The sequence below is a fragment of the Streptomyces sp. NPDC107550 genome (assembly GCF_055639095.1).
Genome location: NZ_JBVKBC010000008.1, coordinates 110179 through 131067, shown reverse-complemented (window position 1 = coordinate 131067; position 20889 = coordinate 110179). Strand labels below are relative to the sequence as shown.

At 74.4% G+C, this 20889-nt stretch carries 20 protein-coding genes; 6 read left to right on the top strand and 14 right to left on the bottom strand.

The window, feature by feature from the left end:
• Window positions 1-54: 54 nt before the first annotated feature.
• The 3 genes from ACZ7LY_RS14120 to ACZ7LY_RS14110 all read right to left on the bottom strand — a co-directional run bounded on the left by ACZ7LY_RS14120 (window position 55) and on the right by ACZ7LY_RS14110 (window position 4009).
• On the bottom strand, window positions 55-1419 hold the full coding sequence (locus tag ACZ7LY_RS14120) for a beta-xylosidase (RefSeq protein WP_471624831.1): 1365 nt from the start codon (window positions 1417-1419) through the stop codon (window positions 55-57).
• A gap of 281 nt (window positions 1420-1700) precedes the next feature.
• Window positions 1701-3035 carry an NAD-dependent succinate-semialdehyde dehydrogenase gene (locus ACZ7LY_RS14115; RefSeq protein WP_471624830.1) on the bottom strand — a complete coding sequence of 445 codons (1335 nt, stop codon included), beginning with the start codon at window positions 3033-3035 and terminating at the stop codon, window positions 1701-1703.
• A 362-nt stretch (window positions 3036-3397) separates the two neighbouring features.
• Window positions 3398-4009: a TetR/AcrR family transcriptional regulator gene (locus tag ACZ7LY_RS14110; RefSeq protein ID WP_471624829.1), complete on the bottom strand. Its 612-nt coding sequence runs from the start codon at window positions 4007-4009 to the stop codon at window positions 3398-3400.
• Between the two features lie 157 nt (window positions 4010-4166).
• Here ACZ7LY_RS14110 and ACZ7LY_RS14105 point away from each other — a divergent pair, with 157 nt between their 5' ends.
• The 3 genes from ACZ7LY_RS14105 (at window position 4167) to ACZ7LY_RS14095 (ending at window position 8350) form a co-directional block, all read left to right on the top strand.
• On the top strand, window positions 4167-5612 hold the full coding sequence (locus ACZ7LY_RS14105; RefSeq protein ID WP_471624828.1) for a purine-cytosine permease family protein: 1446 nt from the start codon (window positions 4167-4169) through the stop codon (window positions 5610-5612).
• 64 nt (window positions 5613-5676) lie between these two features.
• The gene (locus ACZ7LY_RS14100) at window positions 5677-7326 is read left to right on the top strand and encodes an amidohydrolase (protein WP_471624827.1); all 1650 of its coding nucleotides are present in this window, start codon (window positions 5677-5679) and stop codon (window positions 7324-7326) included.
• 136 nt (window positions 7327-7462) lie between these two features.
• Complete coding sequence (locus tag ACZ7LY_RS14095) at window positions 7463-8350, top strand: MBL fold metallo-hydrolase (protein WP_471624826.1); 888 nt, start codon at window positions 7463-7465, stop codon at window positions 8348-8350.
• Window positions 8351-8428: 78 nt separating this feature from the next.
• On the opposite strand, the gene ACZ7LY_RS14090 is transcribed toward ACZ7LY_RS14095, so the two are convergent.
• Window positions 8429-8938 (bottom strand): DUF3592 domain-containing protein, encoded by a 510-nt coding sequence (locus ACZ7LY_RS14090; protein WP_471624825.1) that lies wholly within the window; start codon window positions 8936-8938, stop codon window positions 8429-8431.
• Window positions 8939-9238: 300 nt separating this feature from the next.
• Between ACZ7LY_RS14090 and ACZ7LY_RS14085 the strand changes: the two genes are divergently transcribed.
• Complete coding sequence (locus tag ACZ7LY_RS14085) at window positions 9239-9898, top strand: YceI family protein (protein WP_471624824.1); 660 nt, start codon at window positions 9239-9241, stop codon at window positions 9896-9898.
• A gap of 49 nt (window positions 9899-9947) precedes the next feature.
• Here ACZ7LY_RS14085 and ACZ7LY_RS14080 read toward each other — a convergent pair whose 3' ends face one another.
• The 7 genes from ACZ7LY_RS14080 to ACZ7LY_RS14050 form a co-directional block, all read right to left on the bottom strand.
• Window positions 9948-11273: a hypothetical protein gene (locus ACZ7LY_RS14080; protein ID WP_471624823.1), complete on the bottom strand. Its 1326-nt coding sequence runs from the start codon at window positions 11271-11273 to the stop codon at window positions 9948-9950.
• A gap of 82 nt (window positions 11274-11355) precedes the next feature.
• On the bottom strand, window positions 11356-11925 hold the full coding sequence (locus ACZ7LY_RS14075; protein ID WP_471624822.1) for a group III truncated hemoglobin: 570 nt from the start codon (window positions 11923-11925) through the stop codon (window positions 11356-11358).
• Between the two features lie 133 nt (window positions 11926-12058).
• Window positions 12059-12448, bottom strand: a complete 390-nt coding sequence (locus ACZ7LY_RS14070; RefSeq protein ID WP_471624821.1) for an STAS domain-containing protein — start codon at window positions 12446-12448, stop codon at window positions 12059-12061.
• Window positions 12449-12518: 70 nt separating this feature from the next.
• A complete protein-coding gene (locus ACZ7LY_RS14065) occupies window positions 12519-13880 on the bottom strand; it encodes an NtaA/DmoA family FMN-dependent monooxygenase (RefSeq protein WP_471624820.1) in 1362 nt (453 codons plus the stop codon).
• A 21-nt stretch (window positions 13881-13901) separates the two neighbouring features.
• On the bottom strand, window positions 13902-15107 hold the full coding sequence (locus ACZ7LY_RS14060) for an LLM class flavin-dependent oxidoreductase (RefSeq protein WP_471624819.1): 1206 nt from the start codon (window positions 15105-15107) through the stop codon (window positions 13902-13904).
• A gap of 254 nt (window positions 15108-15361) precedes the next feature.
• Window positions 15362-15472 (bottom strand): putative leader peptide, encoded by a 111-nt coding sequence (locus ACZ7LY_RS14055; protein WP_471624818.1) that lies wholly within the window; start codon window positions 15470-15472, stop codon window positions 15362-15364.
• Window positions 15473-15576: 104 nt separating this feature from the next.
• Window positions 15577-15804 (bottom strand): LysR family transcriptional regulator substrate-binding protein, encoded by a 228-nt coding sequence (locus tag ACZ7LY_RS14050; RefSeq protein ID WP_471624962.1) that lies wholly within the window; start codon window positions 15802-15804, stop codon window positions 15577-15579.
• Between the two features lie 23 nt (window positions 15805-15827).
• On the opposite strand from ACZ7LY_RS14050, the gene ACZ7LY_RS14045 reads away from it, so the two are divergent.
• Window positions 15828-16484 (top strand): hypothetical protein, encoded by a 657-nt coding sequence (locus tag ACZ7LY_RS14045; RefSeq protein WP_471624817.1) that lies wholly within the window; start codon window positions 15828-15830, stop codon window positions 16482-16484.
• 340 nt (window positions 16485-16824) lie between these two features.
• On the opposite strand, the gene ACZ7LY_RS14040 is transcribed toward ACZ7LY_RS14045, so the two are convergent.
• Window positions 16825-17598, bottom strand: coding sequence for a type 1 glutamine amidotransferase family protein (locus ACZ7LY_RS14040; RefSeq protein WP_471624816.1), 774 nt, complete (start codon window positions 17596-17598; stop codon window positions 16825-16827).
• A gap of 184 nt (window positions 17599-17782) precedes the next feature.
• On the opposite strand from ACZ7LY_RS14040, the gene ACZ7LY_RS14035 reads away from it, so the two are divergent.
• Window positions 17783-18523, top strand: a complete 741-nt coding sequence (locus ACZ7LY_RS14035; RefSeq protein WP_471624815.1) for a DUF4232 domain-containing protein — start codon at window positions 17783-17785, stop codon at window positions 18521-18523.
• Window positions 18524-18534: 11 nt separating this feature from the next.
• On the opposite strand, the gene ACZ7LY_RS14030 is transcribed toward ACZ7LY_RS14035, so the two are convergent.
• Window positions 18535-19002, bottom strand: coding sequence for an SRPBCC domain-containing protein (locus ACZ7LY_RS14030; protein WP_471624814.1), 468 nt, complete (start codon window positions 19000-19002; stop codon window positions 18535-18537).
• 58 nt (window positions 19003-19060) lie between these two features.
• Window positions 19061-20851, bottom strand: a complete 1791-nt coding sequence (glsA, locus tag ACZ7LY_RS14025; RefSeq protein WP_471624813.1) for a glutaminase A — start codon at window positions 20849-20851, stop codon at window positions 19061-19063.
• Window positions 20852-20889 lie beyond the last annotated feature (38 nt).

The following is a 20889-nucleotide window of genomic DNA, read 5'->3' as shown; positions in this document are numbered from 1 at the left end:
GGGGCGGCCGGCGTATCCGCACCGGCCGCCCCCGCCCACCCGAAGGCGTCGCCGTCAGGTGAGGGTGAGCGTCAGCACGGCGCTGTACGCGCCGGGCGTCGTGTACGCGGGGACGTCCAGGGACAGGCCCGCGCCGACCGAGAACTTGCCGCCCGTCAGGGCCTGGTCGGGCGTCGAGGCGAGGGTCGCCCCGCCGGTGCCGACCGCGCCGGACGAACCGGCCTTGCAGCGGCTCGGGGTGCCCGGGCCGTCGGTGCAGGAGGGCGTCCAGCTGAGCTTGCCGGCGGCGATACGGGCGCCGCCGGGACCGCTGAAGTCGGTCACCTTGCCGGTCAGGGACCAGCCGGCGGCGCCGCCTCGGTAGTCCTGCACGGTGACGGTGTTGAGGGAGCCGCGCGAGGCGCCGCCCTCACCGAAGCCGACCCCGTCCATGGCGACCGCGTCCCCGGCCTGACTCATCGTCAACTCGCCTGCCTTGACACTGGTGTTCAGGTGCTGCTCGAGGCTCCCGGGCGGGTTGGGCCCGCCCCCTCCGGTGACCTTGTACGCGGCCGGGCCAGCGCCCTTGTCGGGGTTCCAGGCGGCCCCCTCGTAGGCGACGACGCCGGTGGTGGCCGGGTCGTCGACCTTGAGGGAGGCGCTGAAGCCGCCCTGCGCGTCGGCGGTGACCGTCTTCTTGTCTGCCGTCACCGCGCCGCCCGCGAACCCGGCGACCGTGACGCTCGCGCCCGCCGTGAACTTGGCGCCGGTGACGGCGACACTGTCACCGGCCGCGCCCGCCGCCGAACCGAGTTGCAGCGTCCGCTCGTTGACGGTCGGCTGGCCCGCCACGGTGATCGTCTCGGAGACGGGCGCGGGCGGGTTGCTGACCGTGCAGGGGGTGTCCAGATCCATGATGTAGCTGGTGTGGATGTTGTAGTCGCCGGGCGACAGCGTGATGTTCCCCGGCGCGGTCACCTTGAACGTGCCGGTCATGCTGAACGCCGGGAACGGCGCCTTCCCGGGCACGGGGTCGTTCTTCTTGGGGCCCGCGACGGTGACGCTGCCGCTCTGGGCGCCGCCGAGCTGGACCTTGCCGGTCGGCGTCATGATGTCGGCAGGCAGCGCCAGGTCCACCGGGTTGCCCGCGGCGGGCTTGACGACCTGGTAGGTGACGGTGACGGTGTCGCCGACCTTGGGCGTCGCGTTGTCCACGGTGATCTGCGCGCCGGTCGTGCCGTCGATGTCGGGGATACCGGCGATCGGCGGCGGTACGCAGTGCGTGGCGAACTCGACGGCGCTGGACGCCGCCGTGGTGCGGGCGGCGCTCGAAGCCGCTGTCGCGGAGCCCGCGAAGGCGAGCGGTCCCGCCGCTCCGCCCACCAGGGCGGCCACCCCGAGGGTGGTCGCCCAGCGGCGTCTTCGACTGAATGAGGCCATGACGATGGGGCCCTCCTTCACGCTTCTTCTTCCCCGGAACTCCATGAGGTTCATACGCCCTTCACGGAGGTGGGCCTCATTGACGGGGCGTCAGGCGGAGAAGTCAAGAAGCATGGCCCCGATTGCTGACGAACCCTCAGCTTTTGGCAACTGGGCTTGGCGCAAGGGGCAGTTGGGGCTGCGCGCAGAGAGCGGGCGCGTACGGAGCGGCCGGAAGCCGGCCGCCGTCGCGCCCGCTCCCCCGTGATGCGGACGGGCCTTGGATGAGGCTCAGGCGGGGCTCAGGCGACCGTGCGGATGAGCTTCTTGTTGACGAACTCCTCGATGCCGGGGCGGCCGAGTTCGCGGCCGAAGCCGGAGCGCTTGACGCCGCCGAAGGGCAGTTCCGCGCCCTCGGCGCCGACGCCGTTGACGAAGACCATGCCGGCGTCGATGCCGTCGGCGACGCGGGCGGCCTGCTCGGGGTCGTCGGTGAAGACGTAGGAGCCGAGCCCGAAGGGCGTGTCGTTGGCGATGCGCAGGGCGTCGGCCTCGTCGGCGGCCTCGAAGACCATGGCGACCGGGCCGAACAGCTCCTCGCGGGCCGCGGGCTTGTCGGTGGTCAGGCCGGTGAGCACGCCGGCCGGGTAGTAGGCGCCGGAGCGCTCGCCCTTGGTGTGCAGGTGGGCTCCGTCGGCGACGGCGGCCTCGACCTGGCGGGCGAGGTTGTCGGCGGCGGCGACCGAGGAGAGCGGCGAGCCGGACTGGCGGGCGAGGAGCTGCTCGCTGAACTTCTCCACGAACGCGTCGTGCAGTTCGGAGACGACGATGAAACGCTTGGCCGCGTTGCACGCCTGGCCGGTGTTGTCCAGACGCGCGGCGACGGCCGACTCGACGACGGCGTCGAGGTCGCTGGTGGACAGCACGAGGAAGGGGTCGGACCCGCCGAGTTCGAGGACGACCTTCTTCAGGTAGCGGCCCGCGATCTCGGCGACGGCGGCCCCCGCCCGCTCCGAACCGGTCAGGGAGACGCCCTGGACGCGCGGGTCGGCGATGACGTCGGCGATCTGCTCGTTCGTCGCGTACACGTTGACGTAGGCGCCCTCGGGGAAGCCGGCGTCGGCGCACAGCCGCTCGAGGAGCGCGGCGGTGCCGGGGCACTGCGGGGCGTGCTTGAGGACGATGGTGTTGCCGAGCGCGAGGTTCGGGGCGGCGAACCGGGCGACCTGGTAGGCGGGGAAGTTCCACGGCATGATGCCGAGCAGCACGCCGACCGGGCGACGGCGGATGACGGCGGTGCCCGGCCCCGAGGTGACGTTCAGCTCCTCGTCGGCGAGGAACTCCTCGGCGTGGTCGGCGTAGTAGTGGTAGATGTCGACGCAGAAGTCGACCTCGCCCTCCGCCTCCTCCAGCGGCTTGCCCATCTCCTGGACGATGCCGCGTGCCAGCTCGTCGCGGTGCTCGGCGTGCAGGTCGCCCAGGCGGCGCAGGAGCGCGGCGCGCTCGGCGACGGTGCTGGTGCGGCCCCACGCGGTGGCGGCGTGGGCGCTGTCGACGGCGGCGGTGACCTCGGCGTCGGTGGCGGTCGGGTAGGTGCGGTCGGTGGTACCGGTGGCCGGGTCGGTGACGGCGTACATCAGGTGTGTCTCCAGGTGTCGCGTGCGGTGTGCGGTGTTCCTGAGGCGAGGCTACGGCGTGGGGGCGGCGCGGCCCCCGACGCCGGACCTCATGTCGTCGCTCGCTGCCGAGGATACGTTTGCGCTGGTCGGCGGGGCGCAAGGGGTGGGGGTCCGGCGCCCCGGACCCCGGCGCGCCCGGCACCGGCGCGCGCCCCCGGGCACCTCTCAACGCCCTCCGGTGCGAGCCGACGCCCTCTGGCACAAGCGCAGTTGAACACGGAACAATGGGCGTGCCGGCTCCGTCGCCCCATCCCCGTGACGGCGGAGCCGGTCCAGGGCTGCACGGGCGGGGCGCGGCCGGCGCTGCCCCTACCCCGCCCCTACTCCCCCGCCGGACGCGGGACGAGCGCGCGGGCCGCCTCCCGGGCCGAGGCGAGCGCCGAGGCCGCGGTCGCGCCGCGCAGGCCGAGGACGACGCGGGTGCTCAGTCCGTCGAGCAGGGCGAGGAGCCGGGACGCGGCGGCGTCCGTGTCGTGGTCGGCGAAGCGGGACTGGCGTACGCCCCGGGCGAGCAGGGTGGCGAGGTCGGCGTGCCAGCCGGCGTCCAGGTCGTCCTGCGCCTCGCGCAGCGTCGGGTCGGCCGGGGTGCGGGCCCACAGCTCGATCCAGAGCGTCCAGCGCGGATCGCGGGGGCCGCGCGGCAGATACAGCTCCAGGAAGCGGTCGAGTTTGCGCTCGGCGGGCACGCGGCGGGCGAGCAGGGCGCGGCGCTCGTTTGCGAGGACGCCCTCGCTGTAGCGCAGGGCCTCCAGGAAGATGCGGTCCTTGCTGCCGAAGTAGTACAGGATGTGGCCGCCGCTCATGCCGAGCCTGCGGCCGAGCGCGGCCATGGTGAGATCGGCGAGGCCGCCCTCGGCGACGGCGGCCATGACCTCTTCGAGGATGCGTTCCGGTGACGGCTTGCCGCCCTCGCGCTCCCGCGTACTCACCACACGCTCCTCCGCTGTCCGCGCCCCTTCTGCCCGGCGAGCCTATCCGCGTTCCGGAAAGTGATCACGCGCAGGTCTTGACGCCGTGGGACACCGCCCCGCATCTTGAATGCCGTTCGAACTTCTTGAACACCATTCTAGAGGCATCGAGAGGGCACCGATGACCCAACTACGGACAGACCAGCCGGAAACCGGCACAGCGGGGCCCGCAGCCGCCGCCGGTGACGAGGTCTTCCAGATCGAGACGCACGGCATCGAGCCGATCCCCGCGTCGGCCCGGCACGGCGCCGCGAAGGATCTGTTCTGGCTCTGGTTCGGCTCCAACCTGACCTTCACCTACGTCATCAACGGCGCCCTCGCGGTCGCGTTCGGGCTGGATTTCTGGCAGGCCACGGCGGTCGTGGTCGTCGGCGGTCTCGCGTTCTTCGCGATCAGCGCGGCCGGGTACAGCGGCGTACGGACCGGCACGGCGACGCTGGTGATCTCGCGGGCCGCGTTCGGGGTGCGCGGCAACTGGCCCGCCGGGCTGCTCAATTGGGTGGTGTCGATCGGCTACACCGTCGTCAACACGGTCGTCGGCGTCCTCGCCCTGGAGTCGTTCTGCGCGCACCTCGGCTGGCACGGCACAGCGGCCCGCGCGGTGTCGCTGGCGGTGACGATGGCGCTGACGTTCGCCGTCGCCCTGTGGGGGCACGCCACCGTGCAGTTCGCGGAACGCTGGATGGCGTACGCGCTGGCGGCCGGGTTCGCCGTGCTCCTCGTGGTGCTGCTGCCCGGCGCCGACCTGTCCGCGGGCGGCGGGAGCGGGCCCGGGGCGTCGGGGTGGAGCCTCGCGTTCGTCGTCGCGCTCGCCGGACCGTTCTCGTATGTGCCGATGCCCGCCGACTACACCCGCTATCTGCCGGTGACGACCTCGCTGCGCTCGCTGACCTGGGCCGGGGCGCTCGGCGGCTTCGTGTCCTCCGTCGCCCTCGGCGTCGCGGGAGTCGCGGCCGCGACGCAGGGCGACCTGACCGACGCGGTCGCGGGGACTGAGGCGCTGGTGCCGGGCTGGTTCAAGCCGGTGTTCCTCGCGCTGGTGCTCGGCGGCTCCGTCACCAACTCCATCGTCACGCTGTACTCGTCGAGCCTGAACCTCCAGGTGCTCGGCATCCCGTGGAGCCGCGCGAAGGCCATCCTCATCAGCGCGGCCGTCACCCTCGCCGGATCGCTGTACGCGCTGTTCTTCAGCGACTTCACGACCGCGCTGCTGTCGTTCCTGTCGCTGCTGATCGTGGTGTTCGCGCCGTGGGGCGGGGTGTTCCTCGCGGACATGGTGCTGCGCCGCTGCCGCTACGACACGGACGCGCTGCACGCGGGCCGCGCGGGCGCCTACTGGTACCGGCGCGGCTACCACCCGGCGGGCGTCACGGCCCTGCTGTGCGGGTCGGCGTTCGCCGCGCTGACCTGCGACTGCGACCTGTGGACCGGGCCGCTGGTCGCGCCGCTCGGCGGGGCCGACCTGAGCCTCGCCTCCAGCCTGGTCGCGGCGCTCGTCTACACGCTCCTCTTCCGCCGCTCGGCGCCGCCCCTCCCCCACGCGCCGGACGGACAGCCCGCTCCCTGACCGGCCTTCGCACCTCGCACGACCGAACCAACCGAACCACCAGCACCACCAACGGAGTTGACCCATGTCCCGTACCGAGCGCCCCGCCGACCTCCTCGTCCGACGCGCCCGCGTCCACACCGTCGACCCGGCGCTGCCCGAGGCGGAGGCGATGGCCGTGCGCGACGGGCGGATCGTCTGGCTCGGCGCCGACGCGGACGCCGACGCCTGGGCCGGCCCGGGCACCCGCGTGCTCGACGCCGGCGGCCGGCTCGTCCTGCCCGGCTTCATCGACGCCCACAACCACGTACGGCTCGGCTCGGACGCGGCCTGCGTCCAGCTCGCGGGCGCCGACACGCTCGCCGAGGTGCACGCCCGGATCGCCGCCTGGCGTGCCGCGCACCCGGACGCGGAGTGGATCGAGGGCGAGGCGTTCGACTACTCGGCGCTCGGCGGCCGTATGCCCACCGCCGCCGACCTCGACCCGGTCACCGGCGACACCCCCGCCTTCGTCCTCAGCTACGACGTGCACACCGCCTGGCTCAACACGGCCGCGCTGCGCCGCCTCGGCATCACCCGCGACCGTACGAGGCTGCCGTTCGGCGAGGCGGTGACCGACCCGGCGACCGGCGAACCGACCGGCTTCGTCAAGGACTTCGCCGTCAAGGGACTGTCCCGCGAAGGGCACCGGGCACTGCGCGATCTCGGTGTGCCGTGGGCGTCGCCCGAGCGCCAGTACGGGCGGCTCGCCACCTCCCTCGACGCCGCGATCGGCTTCGGCCTGACGACCGTCGTGGAGCCGCAGAACTCCCTGGACGACCTGGCCCTGTTCGAGCGGGCCCGTACCGAGGGGCGGCTGCGGTCGCGGCTGGTGGCGGCCCTGTTCCATCCGCGCGGCACGAGCGACGCGGACCTCGACGAGTTCGCCGACGCCGCTCGCCGGCACACCGGGGACCGGCTGCGCGTGGGCCCCCTGAAGCTGTACATCGACGACGTGGTGGAGCCGCGTACGGCCGCGCTGCTCGAACCGTACGCGGGCTGCGGGCGGCACCGCGGGGACACGTACTACCCGCCGCAGGAGTTCGCGGGGCTGCTCGCCAAGCTCGACGCGCGGGGCTTCCAGTGCTTCGTGCACGCGACCGGCGACCGGGGCATCCGGGTGGCGCTCGACGCGTTCGCGCACGCCCGCGAGGTCAACGGGGTGCGCGACTCCCGCCACCAGATCGTGCACGTCGAGTGCCTCGACCCCGCCGACACGGACCGCTTCGCGCGGCTTGGCGTCGTCGCGTGCATGCAGCCCCGGCACTGCGCGCCCGAGGTCGCGGGTCCTGGCAAGGACTGGGCGGACAACGTGGGTCCCGAGCGCTGGCACAAGGCGTGGCCGATGCGCAGTCTGCACGAGGCGGGCGCGCCGCTGGCGTTCTCCAGCGACTGGAACGTCGCCGAGATGGACCCCATGGCCGGCATCTACACGGCCGTCACCCGGCGGCCGCTCGGCGGCGGCGCGGCATGGCAGGCGGAGGAGACCATCGACGTGGAGACGGCCGTGCGCGGCTACACGATGGGCTCCGCGTACGCCAACTTCCTGGAAGACGAGCTGGGTTCGCTGACGGTCGGCAAGGCCGCCGACTTCGTCGTCCTGTCCCGCGACATCCTGCGCGCGGCTCCGGAGGACATCCCGGGCACCGTCGCGGAGGTCGTCGTGGTGGGCGGCGAGGAGGTCCACCGGGCGTGAGGTGACGGGCGACGGGACCTCGGACAGGGTCGCGCGCCGGGGGCGAACGGCCGGGCGGCACCGTAGAGTTGGCGCTCGTGCCGCACCCGGCACATCCCCTGGCCACGCACCGTCAGCAGGAAGGGCCCGCGCGGAAGTGAAGATCACTCGCGTCACCGGCAACGTCCACATGGTCACCGGTACGAACGTCAACTGGGCGCTCGTCACGGAAGGCGACGCGGTGACCGTCGTCGACGCCGGTTACCCCAACGACGGGCGGGCCCTGCTCGCGTCGCTCGCCGCGATCGGGCGGCGGCCCGAGGACGTGCGGGCCGTCGTCCTCACGCACGCGCACCTCGACCACATGGGCGGCATCCCGACGCTGCTCGCCGCGCACGAAGTGCCCGTGTACACCGGCGAGGAGGAGGTCGCGCATGCGCACCGCGAGCACCTGGAGCAGATCAGCCCCGGGCAGATGCTCGCCCAGTGCGGCAGGCTCAGCGGCCTGGTGTGGACGGCGCAGGCGCTCCGCGCGGTCGTCCCGCACCTGAAGATGTCGGTGCCGCAGGCGACGGGCGTGCCGTACGGGGTGCCGCTCGACGTGCCGGGCGCGCTGACGCCCGTCGCGGCGCCCGGGCACACCACCGGGCACACGGTGTTCCTCATGGCGTCGGCGGGCGTCCTGTTCAGCGGCGACGCCCTGGTCACCGGGCATCCGCTGCGGCCGGGGCGGCTCGGCCCGCAGATGCTGCCGAGCGTGTTCAACGAGGACGAGGAGGTCATGGCGCGCAGCCTGCGCGAGATGGCCGCGCTCCCGGCCGACGTGCTCGTCCCCGGGCACGGGATCGTCGAGCGGGCCGCCATGAGCACGATCGTCGAGCGGTGCGCTGCCGGGGCCGTCCCCGGGTCCCGCCCGGGCGCCGGGTCCGCGCCTGCGACACCTGAGACAGCGGCGCCCAAGACGGGCGGGCCCAAGACGGTGAGCCCCAAGAAGGGCGGGCCCAAGACGGTGGGCCCGGCCGGGGTGCCAGAGGCGACCGCCTGACGTACCGCGGTGCCGTAGCCCACAGGGAGCGCGGCCCGTCCGTCCCCCGCACCCGCCCGGGGGCGGCGGGCCCCGGGCTCAGGCCGGGCTGCCCTTGGCGAGGGAGACGGCCGGCGCCGGGTTGCGGCGACCGCGGCGGATCGCCAGGGCGACGGCCGTCGTCCCGCCGATGACGAGTACGCCGATGCCGGTGAAGATCAGCGGAAGCAGCCACAGCGAGACGAAGCTGTCGATGCGGGCGTCGCCCGGGTCGTCCGGCTGGTAGAGCACGTCGACGCGCTCCCCGGGGTCGTACGCGGGCGGGCTGGAGCCCATCGAGCCCCGGAACGTGCGCGGAGCGCCGTGCGCCGGAGTGAAGCGGACCACGGGGTGCGCGACCGCGTCGCCGCCCGAGGAACGCCGGTACGAGGACGTGCCGCCGGGACCCCAGTCGAGGCCGACGACCGTGCCACGGGCGTGCTCCGCGCCCCGCACGCCCGACACCGAGACCCAGGTCAGGATCAGGCCCACGGTCAGGAAGACGGCGCCGAAGGCGATCAGTCCGGTCGTGACCCAGAAACCGGAGCCCCGGCCCCTCGCGCTCGCCATGTGTCCCCGTTCCCCTCGCCTCGTCGTCGTCCTGGCCAGGCAGGACCGTACCCCACCGCGCGGACCGTCACGAACGGTGGAGGCGGTGCGCGGCCGGCGAGGCTCCGCGAACCCCTTACCCGTACCGGGAAGTGACTGGCCGTTACGTACGGACACCCCGGTGTGCATTCACATTCGTGTCGATCCTGTGCATCTATGCAGGCGGCGCCATGGAACACGGACGAGGCCGCCCATCTCGCAGCGGGGTCTTCACACCGGCGTGATAACACGGAGTGATCAGATCCGAAGGAGCCACGACGCATGGGTATCTTCAGCCGCCGCCAGAGCGCGACCATCGAGCCGACGCCGACGCCCGGCCCCCGTACGCCCGGGAGTCAGAGCGGTCCGGGCGACGACGGGCTCGACCCGGCGCTGCGCGCGCTCACCGGGGAGTGGACCATCGACCGCCCGCACAGCCGCATCGGGTTCTCCGTGCGGCACGCCATGGTGACGACGGTGCGGGGCGCGTTCACCGACTACGACTCCACGCTCTTCTTCGACGGGGACCGGCCCTCGCGCTCCCGCGCGGAGATCAAGATCCGGGTCGGCAGTGTCGACACGGGTGTCGAGCAGCGGGACGCGCACGTCGTCGGCCGGGACTTCTTCGACGCGGCCCGCTTCCCCGAGATGGTGTTCCGTTCGACGTCGACGGTGCACGACGGGGGTGAGACGTTCCGGATGGCGGGCGATCTGACCATCCGGGACGTGACGCGCCCCGTCGAGTTGCAGTTGGACTACCTGGGTTCGGTGGTCGACCCGTTCGGCTACGAGCGGGCCGGGTTCGACGGCACGACGACCATCGACCGCACGGAGTGGGGGCTCGTCTACAACCAGCGGCTCGACGCGGGTGGCACGATGGTCAGCGAGAAGGTACGGCTCCAGTTCGACATCTCGGCGATCCGGATCCCCGTCGACGGCTGAGCGCCGCCCGGGCCGCCGCGCGGGCGTTCACGGCCGTCCCGTACGGGGCTCACGGTCGTCCCGCGCGGCGCAGGCGGACCACGACGGGGGCGCTGAACCCCGCGCCCGACTGGTTGACCTGGACCGATCCCGCGCCCAGCCACTGGTCGCCGCCGCCGGGCACGCGGCGCACGGCGTTCAGCCACAGGGACTGCTGCGAGCCCTTGCGGGCGCCCGTCCGGGCGGGCAGCCGGTGCCGCTGGATCTTGAGGCAGTCGCCCGCGTCGGTGACGTACCAGTTGCCGTCGAGGAACCGGCCGCCGGTGTCCTCGGCGACGGGCAGCCGGTCGGCGCAGCCGCCGGACGCGGGCGGGGCGTCGCGCCAGCGGGTGCCGTCCCAGCGCAGCCGGATGGGCTGGATCTGCGGCTCGTTCTCCATCTCGCCCTGATTGAAGGAGTTGCTGCCGTAGGCGGTGACCTGCCCGTCGTGGACGGTGACGCGGCCGAGCCCGGCGCTCGGCTCGGGCGGGACCGGCGCGGGGAAGCGGGCCTGCGGGGTGTCGACGGTCTTCCAGACCGTGCCGTCGAAGTGGGCGGAGGCGGGCTGTTCGTAGCGTTCGCGGCCGTTCAGCTCGGTGCCGGGGCCGTCGGCGCGGCGCCCCACGGCCCACACGTCGCCCGGGCCCGCCGCCGCCAGGTCCTCGACGCGGAACGGCAGCCGCTCCGCCCGCCACCCGCCGCCGCTCCCGGTCCCGTCCCCCTTGCCGTGGGCGACGCGGCCGTCGCCGGTCAGGGCCCACAGGTCGGCCGGGCCTGCCGTCTCGAAGTCGACGGTGTCCAGGGGCGGCGGGTTGCGTACGGGCGTCCACGCGGTGCCGTCCCACTGGGCCCAGCGCCCGGGGCCGGGGTCGGTGGGCGGCACGTTCCTGGCGGGGCGCAGCCACAGCTTGTCGCCGACCTCTTCGAGCAGCGGCGGGTAGACGGCGGCGCCGAAGGCGTCCGAGAGCGGGCTGTTCGACCAGGCGCGGCCGTCGAAGTGGAGCAGGGTGGGCGGGCGGACGCCCTTGTTGTCCTGGACGACGGCCCAGATGTCGTCGGCGGCGAGCGCGGCGATGTCCTTGATGTCGCCGCTGCCGCGCTCGATGTGCGTGAACTCCCAGGTCATGGCGGCGTCTTGGGCTCCGCCCCGGGCTGCGGCGGAGGAGGCGCGGTCCGGTCCGGGGCCGCCGGGGTGCGCGGAGCATCCGGCGACGAGGACGGCGGCCAGGGCTGTGGCGACGGCGGCGGAGGCGGTGGGCACCCGGCGGCGCGGCACGGCGGTGGCGCCGGTGCGGTGCGTGACCGCCGTGGCGGATGCGCCCGTCGTGGCGGTCGTACGGCTCCTCGCTGCGCGCATGCTGGCTCCCCCTGGTCGGCCGGACCGCCGCTCCCCCACACAGTTCGGGTCCCGGCGGAGCGGGCAGCCTACCCGGCGCCCGTCAGGCGGCGCGCAGCAGCAGGGCGCTGACCGGGACGAACCCGGGCGATCCGGCGGGTCCCGAGGTGTCGAGGTCGCCGCCGTTCAGGCGCCGGACCATGGTGAGGGCGATCCGCTCGCCGGTCGCCTTGGCGCGCTCGGCGTTCGGCCCGGCGTGCCGCCCGTCGACGGTGGCGTGCCACAGCTGCACCCAGCGTCCCGCGTGCGCGGCGGTCAGCGGCCGTTCCGCGTGCAGCCGGACGTGCGGGGCGAACGCGTTGCGCCGGTACTCGGCCGTACGGAACAGCGCGCGCTCCCAGAAGTCCGTGATGTGCGGGATGTGGACGTCCAGGTCGGTGCCGGCGATCTCGGTGAAGAAGGGACCGATGAGCGGGTCCTCGAACGCGGCGCCGTAGAAGCGTCGCAGCAGGGCCTCCAGGTCGGCGCGGTCCTGGATGTCACGGCCCGGGGAGGCGCCCGCCGCGTCCGGACACGCGCCCGCCACGGCGAGACCGTCACCCGACCCGTCTCGGTCGCCCCGCCCGTCTCGGTCGCCCCGCCCGTCTCGTACGTCTCGCCGCATGGTCGTCATGACCGCATGATGCTCCCGCGTACGGCCCCGGGCCCAGGGCCCAAAGACCCGAGCACCCGACGCCCGACGCCCGACGCCCGACGAGGACAGCCTGACCACCCGCCCCCAGCCCGGCGCCTTGGAGGCCGCCCCGTCAGAGCGCGAGGTCCCTCTCCCGGCAGGCCGTCACCGCGTCCTCGACGCTCTCGTGGGCGTACGCGGCGAGATGCGCGGCGCCCGCCGCCGTGAGCGCGGCGCGGGCGGCGCCGGGCGCGGCGAGCGTGAGGACGCCGCCGGCGCACTCGATGGCCTCGCAGGTCCGCGCGAAGCCGCGCAGCGCGTCGGTGTCGAAGCGTTCGACGCCGCTCAGGTTCACCACGTAGTGCCGGTGCCCGGTGCGGGACATGCGCAGCAGCGGTCCGTCCACGACGTCCGCCGCGGCCGCGTCGTACGCGCCGCGCACGTCGACGACGAGGATGCCGCCGTGTTCCCAGCGCGCCTCGGCCGTGGGGCGGCTGTGCGCGGTCCCGCGTCGGTGAGTCATCCAGGTCTCCCGTCTTCCCGCCGGGGCGCCTGCCCGCATCCGCGCGTCGTACACCCCCGACGCGGAGCTTTCACCCGGCGCGCGCGCCGTCCGGGTGGGCGAGGCCGAGGTGGTCGCGGAGGGTTACCCCGGTGTAGTCGGTGCGGAAGGCGCCCTTCTCCTGGAGCAGCGGGACGACCGTGTCGGCGAAGACGTCGAGGCCGCCGGGGGTGAGGTGCGGGACGAGGATGAAGCCGTCGGCGGCGTCGGCCTGCACCTGCGCGTCGATGGCGTCGGCGACGGTGCGCGGAGAGCCGACGAAGGTCTGCCGGTTGCCGGTGTTGATGACGAGGTCACGGATGGACCAGCCGTGTTCGGCGGCCTGGGCGCGCCAGGCGCGGGCCGTGGCCAGCGGGTCGCGGTACATGCGGACCTGGGCGCGGCCCTTCGAGATGTGGTCCTCGCTGACGTCCGGGTCGATGTCGGGCAGCGGCCCTTCGGGGTCGTACGCGGACAGATCCCGGTTCCAGACGAACTCCAGGTGCTTGAGGGCGGTGGCGCCGCTGACCTGCTGGCGTCGCACGTGCCGGGCGAGTTCGGCGGCCTCGGCGTCGGTGTCGGCGATGACGAAGGTGGCGGCGGGCAGGATCTTCAACTGGTCGGGGGTGCGCCCGTGGCGGGCGAGCCTGCCCTTGACGTCGGCGTAGAACGCCTGGCCTTCGGCGAGGGTGGCGTACCGGCTGAAGATGGCGTCGGCGTCGGACGCGGCGAACTCGCGGCCCTCGTCGGAGTCGCCGGCCTGGAAGATGACGGGCCGTCCCTGCGGGGAGCGCGGCACGTCGAACTGGCCGTGGATGTCGAAGTGTTGCCCGGTGTGGACGAAGGAGCCTGCCTTGGCGTCGCGCAGGAACGCGCCGGTGTCCTGGTCGGCGAGGAGTTCGTCGGGGCCCCAGGAGTCGAAGAGTTCGTGGGCGGTGGCGAGGAACTCCTGTGCGCGTGAGTAGCGTTCCTCGCGGGGCAGGAAGCCGCCCCTGCGGAAGTTCTCGCCGGTGAAGGCGTCCCAGGAGGTGACGACGTTCCACGCGGAGCGACCCTCGGAGAGATGGTCGAGGGTGGCGAACTGGCGGGCCACCTCGTAGGGCTCGTTGAAGGTGGAGTTGATGGTGCCGGTCAGGCCGAGGCGGTCGGTGACGGCGGCGAGCGCGGCGAGGACGGTGAAGGTGTCGGGGCGGCCGACGACGTCCAAGTCGTATATTTTGCCGCCCTGTTCGCGCAGGCGCAGGCCCTCGGCGAGGAAGAGGAAGTCGAACTTGGCGCGTTCGGCGGTGCGCGCGAAGTGGACGAAGGAGTCGAAGTCGATGTGGCTGCCGGCGGCGGGGTCGCTCCACACGGTGGTGTTGTTGACGCCGGGGAAGTGCGCGGCGAGGTGGATCTGCTTCTGCGGCTTGCTCATGGCGGTCGGTCTCCGTCCGGCTCAGGCGGTGGCGTAGCGGTTGGCGGGGCGGGTCAGGCCGAGCAGGCCGCGCAGGGTGTCGGCCTCGTAGTGGCGGCGGAACAGGCCCCGGCGCTGGAGTTCGGGCACGAGCGCGCCGGTGATCGCGGGCAGGTCGTGGCCGAGGACGGCGGGCCGCAGCCGGAACCCGGTCAGCCCAGCCCCGGCGAACTCCTGGAGCAGATCGGCGAGTTCGGCGGCCGTACCGGTGAAGACGGGCGCGTCGCTGGTGTACGGGGTACCGGCGAGGGTGTCGAGGCGGCCCAGGCGGGCGCGGGCGGCGGCGGCGCTGTCGTCGAGGAGGACGACGAGGTCACCGAAGAGGTGCAAGGGCGACTCGGCGCGGCCTGCGGCGGCCTGTTCCGCGCGGACCTCGGCGACGACGGCGCGGGCCTCGGCGGGGTCGCGCGGGGTGACGTACCCGAGGTCGGCCTGGCGGGCGAGGAGCCGGTAGGGCACGGTGGCGTGCGCGAGGGCGGTGACGAGGGGCTGGCCCTGCGGGGGCCGGGGCGTGATCGAGGGGCCCTTGACGGCGAAGTGACGGCTGGCGAAGTCGATGTAGTGGAGCTTGTCGCGGTCGATGAAGCGGCCGGTGGCGGTGTCCCTGATCTCCGCGTCGTCCTCCCAGCTGTCCCACAGGCGGCGCACGACCTCGACCCAGTCGGCGGCCTCGTCGAAGAGTTCCGCCGCGAGGGCCTGCCCCTCGGGGCTGTCGAAGGAGGCGGGGGCGGGCAGGGTGCGGCGGCCGAAGTGGGCGGCCTCGTCGCGCCGGGCGCTGACCTTGACGCGCAGTCCGGCGCGGCCCCGGCTGACGTGGTCGAGGGTGGCGACCGCCTTGGAGAGATGGAACGGCTCGGTGTGCGTGACGACGGCCGTCGGCACGAGCCCGATGGACCGGGTGAGCGGCGCGATCCGCGCCGCGAGCAGCACGGCGTCGAGGCGTCCCCGTACGCGATCGGTGCGGCCGTCGGGCCCGTGCGGGTCGGTGGAGTCCGGGCCGAGCCGGTCCTCGAACGTGACGAAGTCGAGGAGCCCGCGCTCGGCCTCCGCGACGAGATCGGCCCAGTAGCGGGCGGTGAACAGCTCGCGGGGCCGGGCGACGGGCTCGCGCCAGGACGCGGGATGCCAGCCGGTCCCGTCGAGCGCGACGGCGAGACGCAGCGGACCGGATGCGGATGCTGAGGACACGGGGTGCCTTCCTGGAGAGCGAGGGAGCGAATGCGCGCGACACCGCACACGGCCATACGCAAAGGCCGCGCGCGGAGCTGGTGAGGTACGGCCGCCGCACCACCCGGGGCCGGTCCCGGCAGAACGGGGCGCGGGCCGGGCGCGGGGCGCGTCGATGCGCCGGAGGAGGCGCCGATGGCGGGGGTACGGGCTGTTTCCCGTACCGCGCGAGGCCGGAGCCGGCGGGGCGCAGGCTCAGGCGGACACGCCCCGGGTCAGGGGCGACAGAGCGCGGCGGCGACGCGGCGCAGGTCGATGTGCGGCCGGGTGTGGAGCCGGACCTCGCGGCGAGGGCGCAGGGCGGGCGTGCGTGTCGTCGTACGCATGGCCGTCCCTTCTGTCCGCTGAGGAGGTGGCGGCGCGCGTGGCCGCCCGCCGCCGTGTCATGTCTAGCAGGCGGGGGCCGGTGAATGGTTGCGGAGGTGTGAAATCAAGGAGCGGGCGGCTCGGAGCGGTCGATGAACTCGGTGAGCAGGTCGGTCAGGGCGCGGGCGGCGGCGCTCGGGGCGCGGTCGGTGGGTGAGGCGAGGAAGAGGGGCCAGCGCAGGTCGGCGTCGGTCACCTCGACGACGGCGAGGTCGTGCGCGGTGTGGGCGAGGAAGCGGGGCAGCAGGGCGACGCCGAGCCCGGCGCGTACGTAGTCGGCGCTGGTGGCGATGTCGGTGATCTCGATTGCTCGTGGTGGCGGTGGCGGCGCTGGCGTCCGTGCCGGAGACCGTGCGGGCGCCCCGGGTGCGGCCCGCGTACCGGCCGCAGCGGGTGCGGGTGGCGAAGGGCGAGCGGGCGGTGTTCGCGGGGGCGGCGGCGGCCGGGTTCTCGGCGTTCGCGGTGTTCGGCCTCTTCACGTCGATCGCGGCGGGGTTCGTGGGGCGGACGCTGCACCATCCGTCGCGGGCGCTGGCGGGGCTCGTGGTGTTCGCCGTGTTCGGCGCGGCGGCACTGGCCCAGGTGCTGACGCGAGGTCTCGGGGCGCGGGCGCGGATGACGCTGGGGCTGGTCGCGGAGGGCGCCGGGTTCGTGGCGCTGGTCGCGGGGATGCGGCTCGCGCAGCTTCCGTTGTTCCTGGCCGGCGGGATGGTCGCCGGGGTGGGCGCGGGGCTGCTGTTCAAGGCGGCGGTCGGCGCGGTCGCGGCCGGCGCGGCTCCCGAGCGGCGCAGCGAGGCGCTGGCGGGGCTGTTCCTCGTGGCCTACCTCGGGCTGAGCGTGCCCTCGGTGGCGATCGGCGTGGCGACGCTCGCGGTGCCGGCGACGACGGCGATGACGTGGTTCGCGGGGCTGCTGCTGGCGCTGCTCGCGGCGGTCGCGGTACTCGACTCCCGGGCCCGCGCGGGGCGTTGAGCCTCACGCGGGCCTTCGGGCGGGGTCGGCGGGCGGGGTCGGCGGCGATGGGGTCGGCGGCGGGATCAGCTACCGGGCGGCGGCGGTGCCGTACGAACCGCTGACAGGGGTGGGCCCCGGCGCGTCGATTCGAGGGACGCGCCGGGGCGGTGTGCCGGGCACCGGGAGTGCACACGTCCCCGTTCGCCACGACTCGGCGGGGTCCGGCGCCGGCACACCAGGGTCAACGACGGGCGATCCGCCATGTTCCGCCATGCCGCGTGACGTCACCTGCACGAAGTCGCCCGGCGTGTCGGGCTGACCGCCTTCGCGCGCCGGTCGCGGGACGGGCACAGGGGCTTCACATCCCGGCGCCGTCCCCGTCGTCCGGGCCGAGGTCGCGCGGTACGCGGAAGCCCGCGCCCGCCGCCACCGAACGCACCGTCACCCCGACGTCCGTGCGGCGCACGAGGTGGGCGCGGCCGGAGCCGGTGACGCGGACCGGGGCGCCCGGCACGTATGTGAGCGCCGTGTCCTCATCGAGGGCGACACCGAAGCGGGCCGCGCCCCGGGCGACAGTCGCCATGAGCCGGCCGAGCGTGCCCCACTGCGCGGCGTGCACGTCCACGGTGAAGGGGACGAGCCCGAGCCCCGCCCGTACGGCGATCTCCTCCAGGTCCTCCGCGCTGTCGCCGGGGCAGACCGGGACGCCGGCGTCGAGCCAGCCGCCGACCAGGGCGTCGGCGGCGGCGAGCGCGGCACCCGCGGAGAAGCCCGCGTACGGCATGCGCCGGGCCGTGAGGACGCGGGTGACGTCGGCGGCCACGTCCGCGAACGCCTCCTGGTAGCCGGGGGTCAGGCCGCCGCAGACGAGGAGCGCGTCCACGTCGTCCAGGGCCGCCACGTCGAAGGTGCCGCCCAGCGGGACGGGCAGGGCGACGGGGACGCAGGGCGCGGCTTCCGGCAGGCGCGCGGCGTAGCGGGCGAACTGCTCGTCCGCGTCGCCCTCGTCGAGGACCACGCAGCCGACGCGCGCGCCGTCGCCCGCTTCGCGCAGGAAGGCGGTGTAGACATCGGGCGCGTTCCAGCCGCCGCCGATGAGATGCGTGCCCGCGGGCGGGTGCTGATGGTCCATGACGGGTCCCCCTGGGTGGTGTGGGCGGTGTTGTGGCGGGTGTGCGCGCCGCTCCCCCGCGGCGCGAGCAGGACCGTATGCGAGGCGGTGGGGGCGCGTCGACGGCTTTTCGCCAGAGTGCCGTCCGCGTCAGGAGCCGCGCGCCCGGCAGGTTCGTACGGGGGCAGGAGGGAACCCGGAAGGTATGCGATTGCCACAGGGATCTCTTCGCGTCAGGGGCACGCGCGCCACGCGCGCGGCCGGTGGGGCGCGCTCGCGGGCCGCGCTGGCGCTCGCGGGTGCCGGGGCGGCGGCCCTCGTGCTGAGCGCCTGCGGCGCCTCGACGCCGTCGGCGGACGGGTCGCCGGGCGCGTCGGTGTCGGCGGGCGACACGACCGCCTCCGCCTCGCCGTCCTCGTCACCGTCCACGCGTGCGCCGAGCGGCGCGGGTACGACCGGCGCGTCCCCCTCCGCGTCCACGGCCGCGCCGCGCGGCTCGGACACCGCCGGCGGGGTGCAGACGCCCTCCCCGCGCCTGACCGGGCACTGCCTGTCGATCCAGCTCAAGCCGAAGCTGGCCGGCAGCGAGGGCGCGGCGGGCAGCGTCTACTACGACCTCGCCCTGACCAACGTCGGCAACTCGGCCTGCGTCCTCCAGGGCTACCCCGGTGTGTCGCTCCTGCGGCGGGACGGCAGCATGGTCGGTGAGCCCGCCGACCGTGAGGGGCCCGTGGGCAAGGCGGTCACGCTGGCGCCGGGCGGCTCCGCGCACATCGTGCTGCACACCCTCAACCAGGGGGTGTCCGACGCCGGTTGCCGCAAGCCGCACGATCTGCTGCGCGTGTACCCGCCGGACTCCCACGAACCGCTGACGCTGCGCGACCACACGGTCCGCGTGTGCGGCGACCGGTTCACGGTGACGGCGGTCCGTACGTCGGCGCAGTGACGCGCCCGCCCTCAACGCGCGCGTGACTCCACCAGACGGGCCAGGTTGTCCAGGGCCATCCGGGTGCCGGTCTCATTGTCGGCCGGGGAGACCGCGTCGGGCAGTCCCTCGTGGACGACGGTGACGTCGGTGCCGCCGCCCGGCGCGGGGGCGAGGGCCGTCGTCATCGTCATCGTGCCGCGCAGAGCCGGGTCATCGGTCTCGAACGCGAACTCCTCGACGACCTCCTCGTCCGGCACGAGCTGCACGAAGTGCCCGTGGTACGTGTCGGTGTGGGCGCCCGACTTCCCGGCCTCGTCCGCCGTGACGTAGGTCAGCGACACGCGGAACGCGCCGCCCTCACGGGCCTCGAAGACATGCACCTGGCTCGTCATGTTGTCCGGGACCCGCCAGGCGGCGATGGCGTCCGGATCGAGCAGGGCGCGGTAGACGGCGGACGGCGGGGCCTCGACATGGCGGCTGCATCGCGTGGTGTACATGGCCGCACCTTAGGACCCGGCACTGACAACCGCAGGGCCCGGCACCGACAGCGGGCCGCTATGCCGTGTCCGGGCGGTCCACCGTCTCCGCGCCGTCCAGCGGGGCGCGTTCGAGGAAGGCGACCGCCTCGGGCACGCGGTCGCGCAGGCTGCCCAGGCCCGCCGCCGTCAGCGTGCGGCACACCGTGTCGCGTTCGGCGAGGACGCGGCGGGCGATACGGGCGGGGAAGTCGGCCGGGGTGAGGGCGGCGCCGGGGCCCGCGGACCACGTACGGCGGGCGGAGACGCCGTCCGCGCACACGGCGAGGCGGCCGGACTCGACGTACCAGAGCACGATGCGGTCGCGGAGGGTGCCCGGGGGTTCCACGCTCTCGCCCGCTTCCAGGCGGAGCGTGTCGAAGGCGTCGGCGAGCGCGGTGCGCAGGCCGGTGCCGGCGCGGCCGAACAGGTCGCAGTCCGCGAGCGGGACGGGCGCGTCGGGGTCGAGTCCGAGGCCGCGCAGCAGGTCGTCCTCGCAGGTCTCCAGGGCGCGGCCGAGGTCGGGGAACTCGTCGGCGGTGCGGGTCATCGCCTGGCGTTCGTCGGGGTCGGCGAGGACCATGCGCACCTCGCGGCGGCGCAGGTCCTCGGCGAGCGCGCGCAGCAGGTCGGCGGCGACGGGCTCGACGCGGCCGACGCGGGTCAGGTCGAGGACGAACCAGCCGACGGCGGCGGGCAGTTCGCGGGCGGCGCGCAGGGTCTGCTCGGCGGTGGCGAAGTCGAGGTCGCCCTGGAGGACGTGGACGCGGATCCGGTCCGGGTGGGCATCGAGGGCGGCCCGCTGGGCGCGCGGCCGGTGCCGCAGGGAGCGCAGCGGGGCGGGGTGGAGGGAGCGCGGGGGCAGCGGGCGGCGCTGCGGGTCGGTGGCGCGCATGAGGTGCAGGCCGAACTGGTCGGACAGCAGATGGCAGGCGGCGATCCCGCGGACACTGTTGCCCTTCTCCTCCAGCGGCGGGCTGAACACGCCGATGCCGAACTGGCCGGGCAGCGCGACCCCGATGGCGCCGGAGACCCCGCTCTTCGCGGGCATGCCGACCTGGAGCATCCAGCGGCCCGAGGCGTCGTACATGCCGCAGGTGGCCATGACGGCGAGGACGTGCTGGGCGTGGCGCGGGGCGACGACGCGCTGCCCGGTGACGGGGTTGACGCCGCCCGCGGCGAGGGTGGCGTGCATGACGGCGAGGTCGTCGCAGGTGACGAGGACGGAGCACTGGCGGAAGTAGACGCTGAGCTGTTCCTCGACGTCGCCGGTGAGGGAGCCCGCGTTGTGCATGAGGTAGGCGAGGGCGCGGTTGCGGTCGCCGGTCGCGCGCTCGGAGGCGTAGACGGCGTCGTCGACGTCCAGGGGGCGGCCGGCGAACGCGCCGAGCCCGGCGAGGATGCGGGCGAAGCGCTCGTCGGGCGTGTCGCCCGCGACGAGGGAACTGGTGACGATGGCCCCGGCGTTGACCATGGGGTTGGGCGGGCGGCCGGTGCCGGGTTCGAGGCGGATGGAGTTGAACGCCTCGCCGCTCGGTTCGGCGCCGACGCGCGAGAGGACCTGGTCGATGCCCTGGTCGGCGAGGGCGAGCGCGAAGACGAAGGGCTTGGAGACGGACTGGACGGTGAAGGGGACGGCGGTGTCGCCGCTGCCGTAGACCTGCCCGTCGAGGGCGCAGAGGCTGATGCCGAAGAGCGTGGGGTCGACGCGGCCGAGTTCGGGGATGTAGGACGCGGGTTCGCCGTCGTCGAGGTCGCGCAGGCCGAGCCGTACGCGGTCGAGAAGGCCGGTCAGCGGGTCGTCGGCGGGGGTGGTGGGCTCGTTTCGCACGCGTCCATCGAAGCGCATCGGGGGCGCGGGCGCATGTG

Bases quoted from the DNA above. Each gene is read 5' to 3' on its own strand.
- ACZ7LY_RS14120 (WP_471624831.1), bottom strand. From the start codon at position 1,419: ATGGCCTCATTCAGTCGAAGACGCCGCTGGGCGACCACCCTCGGGGTG.
- ACZ7LY_RS14115 (WP_471624830.1), bottom strand. From the start codon at position 3,035: ATGTACGCCGTCACCGACCCGGCCACCGGTACCACCGACCGCACCTAC.
- ACZ7LY_RS14105 (WP_471624828.1), top strand. From the start codon at position 4,167: ATGACCCAACTACGGACAGACCAGCCGGAAACCGGCACAGCGGGGCCC.
- ACZ7LY_RS14100 (WP_471624827.1), top strand. From the start codon at position 5,677: ATGTCCCGTACCGAGCGCCCCGCCGACCTCCTCGTCCGACGCGCCCGC.
- ACZ7LY_RS14090 (WP_471624825.1), bottom strand. From the start codon at position 8,938: ATGGCGAGCGCGAGGGGCCGGGGCTCCGGTTTCTGGGTCACGACCGGA.
- ACZ7LY_RS14085 (WP_471624824.1), top strand. From the start codon at position 9,239: ATGGGTATCTTCAGCCGCCGCCAGAGCGCGACCATCGAGCCGACGCCG.
- ACZ7LY_RS14080 (WP_471624823.1), bottom strand. From the start codon at position 11,273: ATGCGCGCAGCGAGGAGCCGTACGACCGCCACGACGGGCGCATCCGCC.
- ACZ7LY_RS14075 (WP_471624822.1), bottom strand. From the start codon at position 11,925: ATGACGACCATGCGGCGAGACGTACGAGACGGGCGGGGCGACCGAGAC.
- ACZ7LY_RS14070 (WP_471624821.1), bottom strand. From the start codon at position 12,448: ATGACTCACCGACGCGGGACCGCGCACAGCCGCCCCACGGCCGAGGCG.
- ACZ7LY_RS14065 (WP_471624820.1), bottom strand. From the start codon at position 13,880: ATGAGCAAGCCGCAGAAGCAGATCCACCTCGCCGCGCACTTCCCCGGC.
- ACZ7LY_RS14055 (WP_471624818.1), bottom strand. From the start codon at position 15,472: ATGCGTACGACGACACGCACGCCCGCCCTGCGCCCTCGCCGCGAGGTC.
- ACZ7LY_RS14040 (WP_471624816.1), bottom strand. From the start codon at position 17,598: ATGGACCATCAGCACCCGCCCGCGGGCACGCATCTCATCGGCGGCGGC.
- ACZ7LY_RS14035 (WP_471624815.1), top strand. From the start codon at position 17,783: ATGCGATTGCCACAGGGATCTCTTCGCGTCAGGGGCACGCGCGCCACG.
- ACZ7LY_RS14030 (WP_471624814.1), bottom strand. From the start codon at position 19,002: ATGTACACCACGCGATGCAGCCGCCATGTCGAGGCCCCGCCGTCCGCC.